Genomic DNA, 17,811 nt, shown 5'->3' with positions numbered 1-17,811 from the left:
AAAAACAAATTGAAAGTTGACATCTACACAAAAATAGTGTATTATTGAGACAGATAATATAACAAACTAGGAGTGACGCATATGTTAACTAAAGAAGAATTTTTAAAAAAAATAGGACAAAGTGAAGAGGAATTAAAAGCAAAAGGTCTTGAGCTAATGTTCATAGGTGAAGTTGGATATGGTGACGATGAAGATGACGGTTGGGATGTAGTTTATATTGATCCAAGCAAATGTGTAGAAGTAGGAATGGGTTGTAAGTGTGCTGTTGGTGGTACATTACACGATAAATTATAATATAAAATTAAAATTAACTAAGTATAGGATTTTCCTATACTTTTTTTTATTTAAATTTACTTTAATTTCTAGAAAAAAATATGTTATAATTCATTATAACTATTTGAATGAGGAGCAAAGAATGAAAAGTAGTGGGTTAGTAAAAAAAATAGTAGGAAGTAAAGTAACAGTTTCAATGTATAAAGAGAGTGCTTGCTCGCATTGTAGTAAATGTAGTGATAGTGCTAAAATAGCAAATGATTTTACATTTATATCTAATGTAGATAATATTAAAATAGGTGATATTATAACTTTTGAAATGGAAGATAATCAAGTTTTTAAAGCTGCAATAATAGTTTATATAATACCGCTGATATTTATGTTTTTAACTTATTTTATAGCTTCTAATATGGGATTATCAGAGGGAGAATGTATTGGGGCAAGTTTTAGTGGGTTAGTGATAGCTTTTATAGGAATATTTTTTTATGATAAATTTGTTGTAAAAAATAAGATGGAAAAATCTGTAAAGATAATAGATATAGAAAAGAGATAGCAGGGGGAATAATTATGTTAAAAAAAATATCAGTAGTTTTTTATTTAATGTCTCAGTTAGCTTTTGGAAACTATTCACAAGTAGATTATTCTAAAATTTTAAACAAAAATGGAAAAATTTTCGTCAAAAAAACTGGAAGTCCTCTTACTGGAATGGTGACTTTTCAAAAAGATAGAGAGTTTTATAAAAATGGAGTTCCAGAAGGGAAGTGGTTATCTTTTTATACTAACGGAAATATAAAATCCATAGAAAATTGGAAAAATGGAGAGTTAAATGGAAAATATGTCTTGTATAGTGAAGATGGGCATAAAACATTTCAAACATATTATTTAAAAGGAAAAGATCACGGACTATTTAAATTATTTCATGAAAATGGAAATCCACATATAATAGGTAAGTTTTATAATGGCCAAGCAATTGGAATTTGGAATTATTATAGTAAAAGTGGAAAATTAGTAGGTAAAAGAGACTATACTTTAAATATAGATCATTTTGATCAAACAAATTAAATTAGGAGAAAATAACTTTATGAAAATAAAATTAAAAAGATACTTCAATAGTTCAATGCTAGTAAATCCGGATAAAGCTAAAAGTTTTTGTGATAAATTAAAAGAGATTTTAAAAAAAGAGGAGGAAGTTGTCTTAGATTTTGCTGGAATTCAAGCAACGACTTTAGTGTTTTTATTTGTACTTTTTACTAATTTATGGAATGAATATGGAAAAGATTTAAAAAATAAATTAACAATAAAAAACGGTTCTCAAGGCCTATTTAAGCAAATGATATATTTAAAAGAGAACTATAAAGAACTAAAATCAAAGTTCTTAGGTGTTCACCAGAATTTTGAAATAGCTTATATTGGATAATTGTTGACAAAATTAATAAAAAATGTTAATATTGAGAAGTAAAGAAACTATACCAAAAAGGGGTGTAAAAATATGTTTTTTGAAGAAATACAAAATGAAATTTACGATAGTACTTTTGATGCAGTTTATAATGCATTATTAGAAGAGTATAAAGAGGGAACGTTAACACTAGAAAGGTTAACAATGAATATAGATGAGCAGCAACAAGTTTTGTTAAACGGATTTTTCGAAGGAGAAACAAAATTTGCTTATGCTAGTGCAACAGTAGATGCGCATCAATATGCTCTTGCTATGATAAAAAAAGGATTAGTATAAAATAAAAGGAGTGGAATATAATCCACTCCTTTCATTTTTATAACAAAATTCAAAATTTTTATATTCAAATTAGAACAAAGTATAAAAAAAGAATGTACTAAAAAAAAACTTGACAGAAAACCGTACTTATTATATACTAATAGCGAGACCGAATTTGATTGAATAGATCTATATACCCCCCAAAAATCTATTTTAATCTTTTTTATTTTTTAACACTCCCCCGTGTTATGAAAAAACCCTCCCCCCCAGGAGGGTTTTTTATATTTCCATAAAATATTATTTTAGAAGATTTAAAAGTAACGGTGCAATAAAAATTGTAATTATACCGGCGATAACTATAGATAGAGCACTCATTGCTCCTTCAACTTCTCCCATTTCAATAGCTTTGCTTGTTCCTACAGCATGACTTGAAATCCCAATTCCAAGACCTTTAGCAACAGCATTTTCAATTCTAAAAAGCTTTAACATAAATGGTGCAAAAATATTTCCAGCTATTCCAGTAACCATTATAGCAAAAACTGTAATAGCAGGTATTCCGCCAAGAAGTTTACTAACTTCTATTCCAATTGGAGTTGTAATAGACTTAGGAACAAATGATAAGAGAATGATATCTTGAATACCTAGTAATTTTCCTAAAAGAACAACGGACAAAATGGCGGTAATAGATCCAATAAGAGCTCCAATCAAAATAACTTTATAGTGCTTTTTTAGTGTTCCCAGCTCTTTATATAAAGGAATAGCTAAACATACTGTAGCAGGGGCTATAAAAAAACCTAATATATCTCCTCCTTTACTATAATAAGATGTGGGAATATTAAAAACTTCCATAAATATAAAAATAAGGATAAGAGCTACAAAAATTGGATTTAAAATAGGCCATTTAAATTTATTAAAAATATCTTTTCCAATTTTAAAAGCAATTAAACTAATAAAAATTCCAAAAAAAGCATTATCAAATAAAAGTTCTTTCATTTATTTTTTCCCCCTCATCATGAAGTCTACACATAAAGCAGTAACAACCATTGTAATTAAAGTTGTTAATATAAGTAAAAAAATTAATTTAAAAAAGTCAGTTTTTAAAATATCAATAACATCTAAAAGTTTAACACTAGGTGGAATAAAAGTTATGATCATATTTGCAATAAAAAATTCACCAACATTTTTAATACTATTTAATTTTACTATCTTTAAAGAAAGAAAAATAAATAAAAGAATTAAACCATTAACTGTTCCAGGAGTAGGAAGATGAAAAATCTTTTCTAGGATAACTCCCAAGTAGTTAATACTTAAAATAATAAGAAATTCATATAACAAAATAAAACCTCCAGTACGATTGTATAAAAGATTAAAGAGGTGTTCCACAGGAACACCTCTAAATATAAAACTAGTCTCTTCTTTTCATTTGTGGGAAAAGTACAACGTCTCTAATTGATGGAGAACCAGTTAATAGCATTATAGCTCTATCGATACCAATTCCTAATCCACCTGTTGGAGGTAAAGCATACTCTAAAGCCTCGATATAATCATCATCGATAACTGCAGTAGCTTCATCGTTTCCTAGTAAAGCCTCTTCAACTTGAGCTTCAAATCTTCCTCTTTGATCAGCAGGGTCATTTAACTCAGAGAATGCATTTGCATATTCTCTTGCATCAATAAATAACTCGAATCTATCTGTAAATCTAGAATCTTGTGCATTTCTTTTTGCTAGAGGAGAGATCTCAACTGGGTGACCATAGATAAATGTAGGTTGAACTATATGCTCTTCACATTTTTGCTCAAAGAACTCGTTGATGATATGTCCAACACTTGTCATGTGATCAGCAATTTCAACGTGGTGTTGCTTAGCTAAAGCTTTAGCTTCTTCAACTGTTAAATTTTGCCAGAAATCAGCACCAGTAATATCTTTTATCATATCAACCATATGAATTCTATAGAACTTTCCAAGGTCAATCTCTTTTCCATTATACTCTATTTTAGTTGCTCCTAAAACCTCTGTTGCAAGGTATTGGAATAAACTTTCAGTTAAATCCATCATATCATTATAGTCAGCATAAGCTTGGTATAATTCCATCATTGTAAATTCTGGATTATGTCTAGTAGAAATACCTTCATTTCTGAAGTTTCTATTAATTTCATAAACTTTATCAAATCCACCAATTATTAATCTTTTTAAATAAAGTTCAGGAGCTATTCTTAAATATAATTCCATATCTAAAGCGTTATGATGAGTGATAAATGGTCTTGCAGCAGCTCCTCCAACAATTGGATGCATCATAGGAGTTTCAACTTCTAAGAACCCTTTTTTATTTAAAAACTCTCTGATACCATTTATAATTCTAACTCTTTTCATGAAAGTTTCTTTAACATCTCTATTCATGATAAGGTCTAAATATCTTTTTCTATATCTAGTTTCAACGTCTGTAAGACCGTGGAACTTTTCAGGAAGTGCTCTAACATTTTTTGATAGTAACTCAACTTGAGAAACTCTTAAAGTTAACTCACCTTTTTGAGTCATAAATAAAGTACCTTCAACACCAATAATGTCTCCAACACCTAATTTCTTAACTATTTCAAAAGCCTCTTCTCCAATTTGATCTTGTCTAATATAAACTTGGATTTTTCCAGTTTGGTCTTCAATGTGAGCAAATACGGCTTTACCTTGCTCTCTGAATCCCATAATTCTTCCTGCTGTTTTAAAAGTTGTCTCTGTTTCAGGAGATGATTTTAAAAGATCTCCAATCATATGAACTTTATCATATTTTTTTCCGAACGGGTAAACTCCAAGAGCTTCAATCTCTTTTATTTTTTCCCATTGCTCCATAACAAGACGTTCTTTTCCAACTCTGTCAAAGTATTTTTCCATAGTTTTTCTCCCTTTTTAAATTTATAGTTTCAATAAATATATGCTACTTTTTCTACCCCAAGTACTACTTGGATTATTTTCTCTAGATTTTCTTAAGTAATCTTTTGCTTTTTCAATATCTCCTTTTTTATGATAGATAACTCCTAAGTAATAATATAACTCAGATGTATTTTCACCTGGAGTAGTAACTTTATCAAAATCAGATAAGGCTTTATCAAAATTATTCATTGAAAAGTATGTCTTACCACGATAGAAGCTAACTTCAGAGATATTTGTTGAACTGCTTTCAGCTTTGTTAAAGAATATTAAAGCTTCACTATAACTTTTACGATTAAGAGCATCTATTCCATTTGTAATATTTTTAGAAGAATCAGAAGGTGATACAGATGTAACAACTTCATCTTCACCTATGTTATTAGAAGATAAAATAGAGTTCTCTGATGTTGGAGTAGTTAAGTTTGAAAAATTAGAATTCAAGTTAGAAGATGAACCAGCTAAGCTTAAATAGTAATTTCCTTTATCACTGTCTCCTTTTTGCATGTATAAATTTCCAATTAATAAGGCTAGTTCTGTACTTTGTGAGTCACCGTAAAAATTTTCTAAGAATTGTAATTCATCTGCATTAGCATTATTTTTACGTTGAATAGCTCTCATTATTTCAGTGTTTAATTTTAAATTACTTCTGTTGTAATCTAAATAATAGTTATTAATAATAAAACTTCCATCGCTAGACTTTTCTTCAAAAGCTAGAAGTTTTATTTTCTCGTCTTCATTAAGAGAGAAGTTTTCTTTTAAATATCGAATCTCTTTATTAATTAAAAGTTGATTTCCATTTGCAGAACCTAAATTAAGTACCATGAAGGCTACATCTTTTTGTTTGCTGTTTGTTGGAAAAGCAATTAGATATAACTGGGCACTTTTTACCAATAGATCTAAATTTTTATTATTGTAGCTGTTTAAAATTATATCATAATTATCTTTCTCAGTAAAATTATATTTCAATTTATTTTTTATCTTAACAGTACCAACATATGTGAATCCTTTATAAATCTCAGCAATATATTCACCTTGATAAAGACTATTAAAATTCAAACTATTTCCACTAATATTAAATGTAAAATCATTTTTTATAGGAGAAGAAATTATCTTAACTCTGTCAGCATTAATGTTGTTAACAATTAAAGTTTCTCCTGCATAAACCTCCATAGGTGCCATCATTTGAGATGGAAGATATTCACGAATAGCATTTGTTGATGAATCTCTTTGTATAAGATCATATAAATAAGCTACACCAGATTCATTAAGAAAAAAGTTATCTTGCTGTAAAACTGGATTTTTTACACTAGGAACAACAACTTTGCTTTGAGTAGGAAGTTGTGTTTGAAGATTAGTACAACTAAAAAAAATTAAAGCTGTTGCAGAAATTAAAAGTATTTTTTTCATTTACCCCTCCTTTAATAAAAAATAGAGCAAAGAGATTGCTCTATTTTAGTGTTTATTGTACTTCAATTATTTCAATCTCTAATTGGTTTATCTCTATATTATTATCATATATAACATAGGCAATTGTCAACTTATTTTCAGAATAAACATATTTTTTACATAAAACTGTAAAATTTTTATTGAAGTAAGAAGTTTTATAAATAAAATTTGTTTTAATTTCTGGTTTAATTAAAAGTTTACTTTGAATCTCTCCAAACTTCAGTATTTCAGTAGAGTAAGGGGATATTCTTATCTCGCCTTTACCATATTTATTATCATAAGTAAAAATAGTGACATCGTTTTCAATCACTTTTTTTGCAATCATTTTTTGAGAAATGTTTTCTCCAAAAGAATCAGTACTGTTAATAATAATCTTAGCCATTAATAATAATCCTTTTCGTCATCGTCATATCCCATATCATAATAATCATCTTGGTCATAAGAGTCTTCACGGTCGTAATATTCATCATCATCCCAATCTCCTATGTTGTCTGCACCTAAATACTCTTCTTTCCAGAAATCTAAAACAGTATTTATTTCTGCAGCATCATCAACAAAAATTAAATCGTCCTCATCCTCATCATATAAAAATATATAATTAGTCCCATCGAAATCCTCAGTTATAAGATATTCTTTATCTCTTATAATTAGATTTTCTAAAACTGTTAGTTCAAACTCCTCGTCATCGATGTTGTGATAAAAAGTTTCTCCTTGCGAATACATTGTTTCCTCCTAATAATTTATAAAAATAAAGTTAAAAATAAAATTAAAAACTACTTATGATATTTAGTATTTTTTATAATGCTAAACCATCTGTAAATTTGCTCAATTAAAATTAATCTCATTAATTGATGCGGGAAAGTCATTTTTGAAAAACTTAGCCTTAAGTCAGCAGATTTTCTAATATCTTCTGAAACACCATAAGAACCACCAATAATAAAGTTGATAGTACTGTCTCCATTAAGACCTATTTTTTCAATTTGTGAAGCCATATCTTCAGAAGAAAAATTCTTCCCTTGAATATCTAAAAGGATTTTAAATCCTTTATTTTTTTCTAAAGTTTCAAGAATGGATTTTGATTCTTTTTCTATAGACATATTTCTATTTGAATCGTTACCATCCTCTTTTAATTCGAAAATTTTTAATTTACCAAAAGCTTGCATTCGTTTAGCAAACTCTTGTATACCATCTAAAATATATTTTTCTTTAATTTTACCAACACATATAATATTTATATTCATTTTCTTTTAAATCCCTTCTCCATATCCAATAAACTTATTTTAAAAGTTATTGGTCTTCCGTGAGGACAAGTAAATCGTCCAATTTTATGTAACTCCCAAATAAGTTTCTCCATTTCAGAAATAGATAATTTTTCATTAGCTTTAATTGCGCTTCGACAAGACATTGAAATAATCATACTTTCGATAACTTCATTTTTAGAATTTACTTTAGTAATTCCTTCTAAAACTTCAAAAAAAATATTTTCGAAAGAATCTTTAGTATCTAACACAGGAACAGCTCTAATCAAAAACTCCATATCATTAAATTGATCAATCTCAAATCCAAAATCTTCAAAGAAATTTAATTTCTCTTTTAAAATCTCTATTTGTTTTAATGTTAGTGAAATTTTAATAGGAACTAATAAAGCTTGTGAAGATATTTTATGTTGTGCATACTCTTGTTTTAATTTTTCATAAAGAATTCTTTCATGAACAATATGCTGGTCATAAACTATAAGATCACCATCTTGTTCAACTAATATAAAAGAGTTAGAGAATTGTCCAATTATTTTTATATTAGTTTTTAAATTATCAAAATAGATTACTTCATCAGAAGAAATCAAAGATTTATTTTCAATAGAAGAATCACTAATAGTACTTTTAAGTGGAGCATCAGGCTCTTTAATAGGTACATCTAGAGAAACATTTAATTCTTCAGTTTCTAATTGGAGAGTAGTTACTTCACTTTTAGTCGGAATAAACTTCGTTTCTGTTTGAAAGTTTAAAAAATTTTCTTTATTAATAACTGAATTATTCTTTTTTTCTAAAGAAGATTTATTTTCCTTTTTTATTTCAATCTCTCTTTTTATATCATTAATTTCAAAATTTTCAAAAGGTTTTTTTGAATCTTCAGAAATTTTTATATTTTCAAAGTTTAAATTTTCTTTTTTTACCTCAAAAGTAGGCATATTAAAATTCTTATCAAAATTTAATTCAGACTCTGTAATTGAGTAAATGTCATGATAAATTTTATTTTCATCAGAGAATTTGATGATTTTTTTTGAAGGATGAACATTAACATCAATAGATTTAGGATCTACTTTTAAGTTAACTATGGCAAATGGATATTTTCCTCTCATTAAATGAGTATAGTAACCATCGATTAAAGCTTCTTCAATAATTTTAGCTTTTACAGGTCTATTATTAACAAATGTGAAAATAAAATCTTTTGTAGATCTTGTTAAAGAAAGATTTCCAATATATCCAAATTCAACAGGTTTTAAATTTTTAAGTGTTGAAACTCCAAAAATCTCAATGATAGTATTCTCAATTCCAGTACCACTAGTACGAATATTTTCTTTACCATCAATAACAAGTATTATAGAAACATTGGGATTGGCTAACGCTTCTTGTAAAACAATTTCTTTAATTTTTGTATTTTCAGTTGTATCTTTTCTTAAGAATTTTAATCTAGCTGGAGTATTAAAAAAAAGATTATTTATTTCAATTTCTGTACCAGTACTTTTTTGAGTATCTTTTAAATTTGTTATTTTACCAGCTGTAACACTGATTGAATATCCAGAAGAATCTTCTTTTCGTTTTGTTGCAATAGTCATTTTAGAAACAGCAGCTATGGATGAAAGAGCTTCGCCTCTAAAACCATAAGTATTTAAATTAAAAAGATCATCTTTAGATGAAATTTTACTGGTAGCATGACGTTCAATACAAAGAAGCAAGTCTTCTCTACTCATTCCTTTTCCATCATCAGTAAATTTAATATTTTTACCGCCATTTTTAACGTCTATTTTTATATATTTACTATTGGCATCTAAAGAGTTTTCTAAAAGCTCCTTAACTAAACTAGCAGGATTTTCAACTACTTCTCCAGCAGCAATCATATTAGATAAAGATTCGTCTAAAATTTTAATAATTCCCAAAATATCACCTCCTACAAAAATTGTAACATTATTTATTATTATACAGATTTAAAATAATTTCAACTATTTTTTTTAGAAAATATAAATTTTATAGTAAAAATTATTATGATATAATAAAAATATAAAAACAGCGGAGGGAGAAAAGATGAGATATTTACATCTACTTATATTAACAATAATGCTTGGAATTAAAAGTTTTTCCTATAATGTTGATGATTATATATTTTTTAATAAAGCTTTAGAAGCTAACAAAAAAGAGGACTATAAAAATAGTTTGTTTTATTATGAAATTTATCAAAAAAACTTTCCTTATTCTTATCCATTAACGAGTAATTATGCAAAATATTATATAGCAAAAAATTATATGGATATGAAAAAATATGATGAAGCACTTTTGTTTTTTAGTAGAGCAGTATACGTGCCCGAAAGTTATGTAAAACAAGAGTTTAAAAAAACAAATTATTTTCAATATAGAAGAGATTACAATGTTGCTAGAATATATCAATTAAAAAATGATAAAAGTCAATCAATTGAATATTATAAAAGATTAGTAACTGATTATTATGATCCTCAATTAGAGCCTTATGAGAAAAAAGCTTTAAAGTTTTTAGAGAAAACTAATGAAAAATATAGATATATTTATGAAATAAAATATCAAAATAATTTAAAATTAATTAATAAATTAGAGAAAAATGAGTTGTTAAATTTAGCAAATTATTTTTATGAAAAAAAAGAGTATGAAAAAACAGTTGAAATTTTAGATAAATTAGGTAGCTATAATGAGAAGAAAGTAAACCAAAAAATAATTTACTTAGAGAGTTTATTAAAGTTAGATGCAAATAAAAAAGTTATAGAGCTGACAAAAGATGCACAAGTAGGAGAAGCAAATTTTTTATTTATAAGAGCTGTTGCTTATGAACAAAATAAAGATTATTCAAGAGCTATTTTTAACTATGAAAAAATACAAGATATAAAACTTAAGGATCGGGCAGCTTTTAGAATTGGAAGAATTTATTATAAGATAGAAGATTATACTAAAGCTAGAGAAGTTTTGGAAAAAACAAATCAAAAAAATGAAAGAATAGATTCTTTGCTATTAGATGTATATATAAAATTACAAAATAGAAAAAAATTTATTGAGTTATACGATAGATTTAAAAATAAATATCCAGAAAATCCTAAGACAGGGTTATATTATATGGTCTATACAAAACTTATGGAAAGAGATAGTAATTCATGGCAATTGGCAAATTATAATATATTTTTTGCAAGTAATTATGTTGTTAGAAACTATATGAACTCTATAACAGATTTTGAGATAAAAAATACATATAAAGAAGAAGTGTTAAAAGATGCTTTAACTCAAATTGGAGCGTTAAAAAACCCTGAATTATTAGAATTGGCTGTTCAAAGTAATAATTTTGATTTAGATACGGAAACTATCCAAGATAAAATTACAATAATGAATAGTTATATTGAGAGTAAATTTTATAAAGAATCTTTTAAAAAAGTTAATACATTTAGAAGAGAGTTTTATAGATATAGAAATTTATTACACTATGTTTATCCTAAATATTATAGAGAGGAAGTTCAAAATACTAGAAAAAAATACTTAGTACCACAATCATTAATTTATACAGTTATGTACATAGAAAGTGGTTTTGATAATGAAAATAATAAATTTGAAAAACTTGGATTAATGGGTATACCAAAAAAATTAGTCGAAAATAAAGATGAATATTATTATAACCCACAAATTAATATAGATACAGGAACAGAGATATTAAAAAAAATATATGATAAGCATAATGGAATGATTTTAAAAACATTGATTGAGTACATCTACGGAGAAAAGGTTTTAAAAGGTTTAAACTTTGAATTAGATGGAGATTTAAAGTTAGAAACAATAGTGGATGAAAAATTTCAAACTGAAATAGAAGAGATAGTTTACACATACGCATTTTATAGTGCAATATATAATTAGATAAAAGAAAGGTATAGGGAATGAGAAATACAAAATGGATATTTAAATCAGAAAATTTTAAAAGTGGAAATAACAATATAGATAAAGAGATAGAACAAATTTTATATAATAGAGGAATCCAATCAAAAGATGAAGTTGAATTTTTCATAAATGGAACACTAGAAAATTTAATGAACCCAAGTGATTTATCAGATGTAGACAAAGGAGTAGAAAGAATATTAAAAGCTAAAGAAAATAATGAGACAATTTGGATATATGGTGATTATGATGTAGATGGAATAACATCAACATCCCTTTGTTATTTAGCACTGAAAGAGTTAGAGATTAATGTAAAGTACTATATTCCACTAAGAGATGAAGGGTATGGGTTAAATAAGGATGCTTTAAATTATATAAAGGAAGAGGGCGGAAATTTAATAATAACGGTTGATTGTGGAATCTCATCTATTTCTGAAGTTGAACATTGTAATGCTTTGGGCATGGATATGATTATAACAGATCATCACGAGATAAATAATGAACTGCCTACTGCTCATGCAATTATAAATCCCAAAAGAGAAGATAATAAAAACTCTTATAAATATTTTGCAGGAGTTGGAACAGCTTTTATGCTATTACTTGCTCTGTATAAAAAATTAGATAAAAAAAATGAAATATATAAATATTTAGATATAGTAGCTATTGGAACAATAGCTGATATAGTTCCATTGAAGGGAGAAAATAGACTTTTAGTTAAGAGAGGGTTAGAGCTTTTAAAAAGTAGTAAGTGGCAAGGGCTAAATATGCTTATGAAGAGATTGTTTGAAAATCCTATAGATAAAAAATTCGATACATATGATGTTGGATTTATAATAGCTCCTATTTTTAATGCTGCTGGAAGATTAGAAGATGCTAAAATGGCAGTGGAACTTTTTGTTAGTAATTGTCATATAACATGCGACAAATTAATATATGAATTAATAAATAAAAATAGTGAGAGAAAAGAGATTCAAGAAGAAATTTTAAAAAAAGCTATAGATAAAATTGAAAATGAAAAATTAGATGAAAATAGTGTAATTGTTGTTGCAGAGAAAAAATTCCATCATGGAGTTATAGGGATAGTAGCTTCAAAGATTCTAGATAGATATTACAAGCCTACTATTATTATGGAAATAAAGCCATTAGAAGGGATAGCAACAGCTTCATGCAGAAGTACAGAAGCTTTTAATATGATAGAAGCTTTAAATTCGATGAGAGATATCTTTATTAAATATGGTGGGCATGCAGGAGCGGCTGGTTTTTCTATTGCTATTGAAAATATAGAAGAGTTTTCAAAGAGAATAAATGAATATGCTGTTGAAAATTTAAATAGTGAGGATACAAAAAAACCTATAAAAATAGATTGTGAGCTTTCGATGATAAAAATATCTTTTGATTTAATGGATAAGTTATCTTTATTAGAACCATATGGTTTTGGAAATGCTTCACCAATGTTTGCGATTAGAAATTGTAAGTACACGAACTTTAGGGCTATTGGTAAAGAAAAAAATCATTTAATGATGGATTTAATAAAAAATGGAGTAGAAATGAAAAATTGCGTATGGTTTAATAGTGAAGATATGCTTGAAACTATACTTAATAATAAAGAGATTGACATAGCTTTCAAACTTAAAATGGAGACATATAAAGATAAATACCAATATAAGATTTTTATAGAAGATATAAAACCATCTAAAAAGATTATGAATGACATAAAGGATTTAGAAAGTTTATATAATTTGAAGTTTCCTATAAAATCTATTTTTTATACAAGAAGAGATTTGGAAAATGAAAAGTTAAATATTAGTTTTATTAATGAAGAAGTTTCTATTAATATTGGAAGAAATAGTATTGGGTTTTTAGATAATCAAACAAAATTAGTTTTAAAAAAATTGAATGATTATTACGGATATAAATTTAATGTTGAGATTGATAAAATAATAAGAAAAGATGAAAATTATAATGTTCATATTTGGATAGATAAAGATGATGAATTTAAAACTTTATCTTTTGAAACTGGAAAAATATTTAAAGAGATAAAAGAGTTTTTGATAGGAGATTTAGAGTATAATTCGTTACAAAAAAAAGTTTTAAAAACAATATTTAAAGATAAGAAAAATGTAGTTGTTAGTTGTAAACCAGGAAGAGGGATGGATACAGTTGTAAAAACAATAGAGATATATTATAAAATGCTTGGAAAAAAAGTGTTAATTGTAAAAGAAGGAGAGAGAAGAGAAGAGGGTTATGATTTTTATATCTATATGGGAAATGAAGTTTTAGAAGCGAGTAATTATAATTTGTTTATAACGAATAATAAGATTTATTGTGATACTTCTGAATATATAGAAGATGACTATAAAATTCCTTCAAATGTAGAAGTAGTTGATGCAGATGAGTTAGAATATCATGAAAATATTTTTAGTATAATGCTTCCGTTAAAAGATAAAAAAAGAATAATTGAGAGTATAAATAAAGGAGAAAAAATCTTTACTTCTGAAGATATAAAAATTATTTTATAAAAAGAAATTATTAAAGTAGGAAAGTTCATAAAAAAATAGAAAAAACAGGAAGAGAATGATTTTCCTGTTTTTTGTTTACTAAAGAATAAAAAATGATATTAGAAATTTATTTGGATAAAAGGAGAGTAAATTTTATGAAAAAAATAGTTTATGGAGATGGAAGCAAAGTTGTACTATTTAAAGAGGGCATTAAAGAGGGAACAGAGATTGGAAATAGAATTGAAGAATTAGTAGATGAAATAAAAAGAAGATGTATGGGGGTTTATACTTCAGAATCATATGAGGATTTAGAGGATGTAGTAACATATGACAAGGGGATAGATTGCTTGTTATTATCTTGGCCAAATAATAGAGAAGAAAAAGAAGCTGTAGATGTTATAAATAAGTTACATGAAAGTCAAGAGGGTGTACCTGTATTTTTATTAACACACAAAGCTGATGCTTTAGAAAATTTAAGTAGAGAAGTTTATGAACATGTAGAAGAGATAATTTGGATTTTACAAGAAGAGATAGGATTTCTAGGAGAGAGAATTCAAAGGGCAGTAGAGAGATATAATGATAATTTACTACCTCCATTGACAAAAGCTGTATTTAACTATAATAAAGTAGCTGAGTATTCATGGGCTGCTCCTGGGCATCAAGGAGGAGTTGGATTTACTAAAACAGCTTTAGGAAGAAGATTTTTTGATTTTTATGATGAAAATTTATTTAGATCAGATACAGGAATAGAAAGAACATCTATAGGGTCATTATTAGATCATACCGGAGCATTTTTAGAGGGTGAGAAACTAGCAGCAAAAGTATTTGGAGCTGATAGATCATATAATGTTCTTGTTGGAACCTCTGGTTCTAATAGAACAATAATGCAAGGTGTTTTAACAGATGAAGATATAGCTTTAGTGGATAGAAATTGTCATAAGTCTATTGAGCAAGGGTTAATAATAACAGGTGCAAAACCAGTTTATATGAAACCAACAAGAAATAGATATGGAATAATCGGACCGATATTACCAAATGAAATGAAAAAAGAAGAAGTTATTAAAAAAATAGGTGAAAGTCCATTAGTTCCTGAAAAGATGAAATCACAAAATCCAATCTATTCAGTTGTAACAAACTGTACTTATGATGGAGTTTGTTACAATGCAATGAAGGTAGAGGATTTATTTCAACCGTATATAGAGAGAATACATTTTGACGAAGCTTGGTATGGATATGCTAGATTTAATGAAATGTATAAAAATCACTATGCAATGAGAGGAGAAGCTAAAGATTATAAAGGTAATGCAACAGTATTTGCAACACATTCAACTCATAAATTATTGAATGCTTTATCTCAAGCCTCATATGTACATATGAGAAAAGGAAAAAATCCTATAATAGAGGAACGTTTTAATCAGGCTTATATGATGCATGCGACAACTTCACCTCTTTATGCAATTGCAGTATCGAATGAAGTTGGAGCAGCAATGATGCAAGGCAAAACAGGTAAATTTTTAACAGATGAGGTATTAAAAGAAGCTATTGATTTTAGAAAAATGGTAGGGAAATATCATAAAGAATATGGACAAGAAGGAGAATGGTTCTTTAAACCTTGGAATGCTGAAACAGTAAAGGATCCCAAAACAGGAAAAGTTTATAATTTTGAAGATGCTCCAACAGAGTTATTAATGACAGAACAATCTTGTTGGAGAATGGATCCAAAAGATACATGGCATGGATTCCAAGGGTTACCTGAGGATTGGGCAATGTTAGATCCTATAAAAGTAAGCATTTTAGCTCCTGGAATGAATGAAGATGGAGAATTAGCAGAAAAAGGAGTTCCAGCTCAATTGATTTCGTATTATTTTTCAAAATACGGTGTAGTTCCAACAAGAACAACTGATTTCCAAATAATGTTCTTATTCTCGATGGGAATCAGTAAAGGTAAATGGGGAACATTATTAGACTTATTAGTTTCATTTAAAAGAGAATATGATAATAATACTCCATTAAGAAAGATCTTCCCAGAATTGGTTGAAGGAAGGGAAGAGAGATACGGAGATTTAGGAATGAAAGATTTGGGAGATGAAATATTCCAATATCTAAAAGAGCATAATTTAGGAAAATACTTAAATGAAGCTTATTCAGGGTTGCCAGAACAAGTTATGAGTCCTAGAGAAGCGTATAATAAAATAGTTAAAAATGAAGTAGAACTTGTTCCTGCTAAAGAGCTTGAAGGAAGAGTGGCAGCAAATGCTGTAATACCATATCCACCTGGAATTCCAATGTTAATGTCAGGAGAAAGTTTTGGTGCAGCGGATAGTGCTCAAATATCTTATTTAAGAGCTCTAACTACATGGGATAAGCAATTCCCAGGATTTGAACATGAAACAGAGGGTACGGCAGTGATAGGTGGAGAATATCATGTTCTTTGTGTAAAGAAATAAAAAATGGCGGTGAGACCATGTATAAAGAGTTAACTACAAAAATAAGAAAGGCTTTAAGGGAACAGTGGTTTTATCATATAATAGTTGGTATGATATTTCTAGTTTACGTTGCTATAGTAGTAATTGGGAATGGAATATTTTTAGATGATGTAGTAAAAATTTTAGGGTTCTTATTTCTTTTGACAGGAATAGGAAACTTGATTTATTCTTTTTCTGGAATAGGAGAAAAAGAGTTCCATTGGGGTGAAATATTCTTTTGGGGAATACTTGAATCTTTTTCTGGATTTTTACTTCTCTCAAATAAACTTTTAATAGCAGAAAGAAATTTGATAGAAGAGGTTAGTTTAGCAATAGAAAAAGTTACTGCTACAAGAGTGGAGCTTCAAGGTTATATAGTAATATTTTATATAGGAACATTTTTAACCTTTAGAGGCATAAGTCATATTGTAACTAAAATTTACGAACCAGAAGGAATAACTCATAATAAAACTTTAATAGTAATAAAAAGAGTGTTGATTTTAGATGGTTTTGTAGACTTTATATTTGGAATAGCAGTGACATTAAGTATGTATCTAGCTCAAGGAATATTTTATTACATTCTATTAATATATATATTAATAACATCGATATTAACAATTACATTTGGTTTAGCATCGAAATATTCTCTGAAAATTGAAAAATTAGAAGAAGAAAAAGAGATAAAAGAAGCAAATAATTAAATAAAACCATGAGATGAAATAACTAAGAATTTCATCTCATGGTTTTTTATTAAAGTCTATTTATTTTTTGAATTAAAGTCATCTAACTTCTTGTAAAGCATTACAGCAGCACTGTTTAAAAGCTTATCTTTGATGAAGTCATTTGTAGGATTCTCAAAATAATCTGTTGCAATGAGTGTAGCTAAACCATGTCCAAATAACCAACAATCTAAAAAAAGGTCGTGTTTAAATTCAGTTGGTAAATTTTCAAATCTCTCATCCTTTTCCATTTCAACTTTCATAAGATCTCTGAATTTTTTTAAGAGATTACCATATGAATTATCTCTAAGAAATATTGACTTAAATAGTTGTTTCTCTTCTCTTGCAAATGCACAAAGTCCGATACCACTATTAAGGAAGACCATATCAGTTTCTGGTCTAATTACATACTCTAAGAAAATTTTCTTGGCTCTTTCTATAAGTTCTGTTTTTAACTCATCCATAGAAGAGTAACAGCTATAGATTGGAGCTGGAGAACAGTTTAAAGCTTTAGCTAAATTTCTTGCAGTAATGTCATCTAAACCGTGTTTTTCAAACATTTCAAAAGCTTTTTCATGTATTTGTTCTCTTTTAAAAATTGCTTTTTTGGGCATTAATTC

Annotated in this window: 18 protein-coding genes; 9 read left to right on the top strand and 9 right to left on the bottom strand. The window is 27.4% G+C overall.

Features of this window, described 5'->3' with window-relative positions; all coding sequences use genetic code 11:
* Window positions 1-81: 81 nt before the first annotated feature.
* From H5J23_RS08375 to H5J23_RS08355, 5 genes are all read left to right on the top strand, one after another.
* Window positions 82-294 carry a hypothetical protein gene (locus H5J23_RS08375; RefSeq protein ID WP_023051883.1) on the top strand — a complete coding sequence of 71 codons (213 nt, stop codon included), beginning with the start codon at window positions 82-84 and terminating at the stop codon, window positions 292-294.
* 121 nt (window positions 295-415) lie between these two features.
* Complete coding sequence (locus tag H5J23_RS08370; RefSeq protein ID WP_023051884.1) at window positions 416-826, top strand: SoxR reducing system RseC family protein; 411 nt, start codon at window positions 416-418, stop codon at window positions 824-826.
* 14 nt (window positions 827-840) lie between these two features.
* The gene (locus H5J23_RS08365; protein WP_023051885.1) at window positions 841-1,335 is read left to right on the top strand and encodes a toxin-antitoxin system YwqK family antitoxin; all 495 of its coding nucleotides are present in this window, start codon (window positions 841-843) and stop codon (window positions 1,333-1,335) included.
* Between the two features lie 19 nt (window positions 1,336-1,354).
* Window positions 1,355-1,690 (top strand): STAS-like domain-containing protein, encoded by a 336-nt coding sequence (locus H5J23_RS08360; RefSeq protein ID WP_051364117.1) that lies wholly within the window; start codon window positions 1,355-1,357, stop codon window positions 1,688-1,690.
* A gap of 72 nt (window positions 1,691-1,762) precedes the next feature.
* On the top strand, window positions 1,763-2,005 hold the full coding sequence (locus tag H5J23_RS08355) for a hypothetical protein (RefSeq protein ID WP_023051887.1): 243 nt from the start codon (window positions 1,763-1,765) through the stop codon (window positions 2,003-2,005).
* 276 nt (window positions 2,006-2,281) lie between these two features.
* On the opposite strand, the gene H5J23_RS08350 is transcribed toward H5J23_RS08355, so the two are convergent.
* The 8 genes from H5J23_RS08350 to mutL form a co-directional block, all read right to left on the bottom strand.
* Window positions 2,282-2,977: an LrgB family protein gene (locus H5J23_RS08350; protein WP_023051888.1), complete on the bottom strand. Its 696-nt coding sequence runs from the start codon at window positions 2,975-2,977 to the stop codon at window positions 2,282-2,284.
* A complete protein-coding gene (locus tag H5J23_RS08345) occupies window positions 2,978-3,319 on the bottom strand; it encodes a CidA/LrgA family protein (RefSeq protein ID WP_040406176.1) in 342 nt (113 codons plus the stop codon).
* A 70-nt stretch (window positions 3,320-3,389) separates the two neighbouring features.
* Window positions 3,390-4,868: a lysine--tRNA ligase gene (lysS, locus tag H5J23_RS08340; RefSeq protein WP_023051890.1), complete on the bottom strand. Its 1,479-nt coding sequence runs from the start codon at window positions 4,866-4,868 to the stop codon at window positions 3,390-3,392.
* 21 nt (window positions 4,869-4,889) lie between these two features.
* Window positions 4,890-6,311, bottom strand: coding sequence for a M48 family metallopeptidase (locus tag H5J23_RS08335; RefSeq protein WP_185891744.1), 1,422 nt, complete (start codon window positions 6,309-6,311; stop codon window positions 4,890-4,892).
* A 52-nt stretch (window positions 6,312-6,363) separates the two neighbouring features.
* Window positions 6,364-6,732: a DUF1934 family protein gene (locus H5J23_RS08330; RefSeq protein ID WP_185891742.1), complete on the bottom strand. Its 369-nt coding sequence runs from the start codon at window positions 6,730-6,732 to the stop codon at window positions 6,364-6,366.
* A complete protein-coding gene (locus H5J23_RS08325; RefSeq protein ID WP_023051893.1) occupies window positions 6,732-7,073 on the bottom strand; it encodes a hypothetical protein in 342 nt (113 codons plus the stop codon). Before H5J23_RS08325 ends, H5J23_RS08330 begins: the two co-directional genes overlap by 1 nt.
* A 50-nt stretch (window positions 7,074-7,123) precedes the next feature.
* Complete coding sequence (gene rlmH, locus H5J23_RS08320; RefSeq protein ID WP_023051894.1) at window positions 7,124-7,591, bottom strand: 23S rRNA (pseudouridine(1915)-N(3))-methyltransferase RlmH; 468 nt, start codon at window positions 7,589-7,591, stop codon at window positions 7,124-7,126.
* Window positions 7,588-9,507: a DNA mismatch repair endonuclease MutL gene (mutL, locus tag H5J23_RS08315; protein WP_040406179.1), complete on the bottom strand. Its 1,920-nt coding sequence runs from the start codon at window positions 9,505-9,507 to the stop codon at window positions 7,588-7,590. Before mutL ends, rlmH begins: the two co-directional genes overlap by 4 nt.
* Before the next feature lie 145 nt (window positions 9,508-9,652).
* On the opposite strand from mutL, the gene H5J23_RS08310 reads away from it, so the two are divergent.
* The 4 genes from H5J23_RS08310 to H5J23_RS08295 all read left to right on the top strand — a co-directional run bounded on the left by H5J23_RS08310 (window position 9,653) and on the right by H5J23_RS08295 (window position 17,173).
* Window positions 9,653-11,491, top strand: a complete 1,839-nt coding sequence (locus H5J23_RS08310) for a tetratricopeptide repeat protein (protein ID WP_040406180.1) — start codon at window positions 9,653-9,655, stop codon at window positions 11,489-11,491.
* Window positions 11,492-11,511: 20 nt separating this feature from the next.
* On the top strand, window positions 11,512-14,028 hold the full coding sequence (gene recJ, locus H5J23_RS08305) for a single-stranded-DNA-specific exonuclease RecJ (RefSeq protein ID WP_185891741.1): 2,517 nt from the start codon (window positions 11,512-11,514) through the stop codon (window positions 14,026-14,028).
* Window positions 14,029-14,162: 134 nt separating this feature from the next.
* A complete protein-coding gene (gene adiA / locus H5J23_RS08300) occupies window positions 14,163-16,454 on the top strand; it encodes an arginine decarboxylase (protein ID WP_040406181.1) in 2,292 nt (763 codons plus the stop codon).
* A gap of 17 nt (window positions 16,455-16,471) precedes the next feature.
* Window positions 16,472-17,173 (top strand): hypothetical protein, encoded by a 702-nt coding sequence (locus H5J23_RS08295; protein WP_185891739.1) that lies wholly within the window; start codon window positions 16,472-16,474, stop codon window positions 17,171-17,173.
* A 56-nt stretch (window positions 17,174-17,229) separates the two neighbouring features.
* Here the strand turns inward: H5J23_RS08295 and H5J23_RS08290 are convergent, their stop codons facing one another.
* Window positions 17,230-17,805: a TetR/AcrR family transcriptional regulator gene (locus tag H5J23_RS08290; RefSeq protein ID WP_023051900.1), complete on the bottom strand. Its 576-nt coding sequence runs from the start codon at window positions 17,803-17,805 to the stop codon at window positions 17,230-17,232.
* Window positions 17,806-17,811: the final 6 nt, after the last annotated feature.

This window comes from Cetobacterium sp. 2G large (assembly GCF_014250655.1).
GTDB lineage: Bacteria > Fusobacteriota > Fusobacteriia > Fusobacteriales > Fusobacteriaceae > Cetobacterium_A > Cetobacterium_A somerae.
The sequence above is the reverse complement of the archived record's forward strand: the minus strand, read 5'-3'. Positions and strand labels throughout refer to the sequence as shown.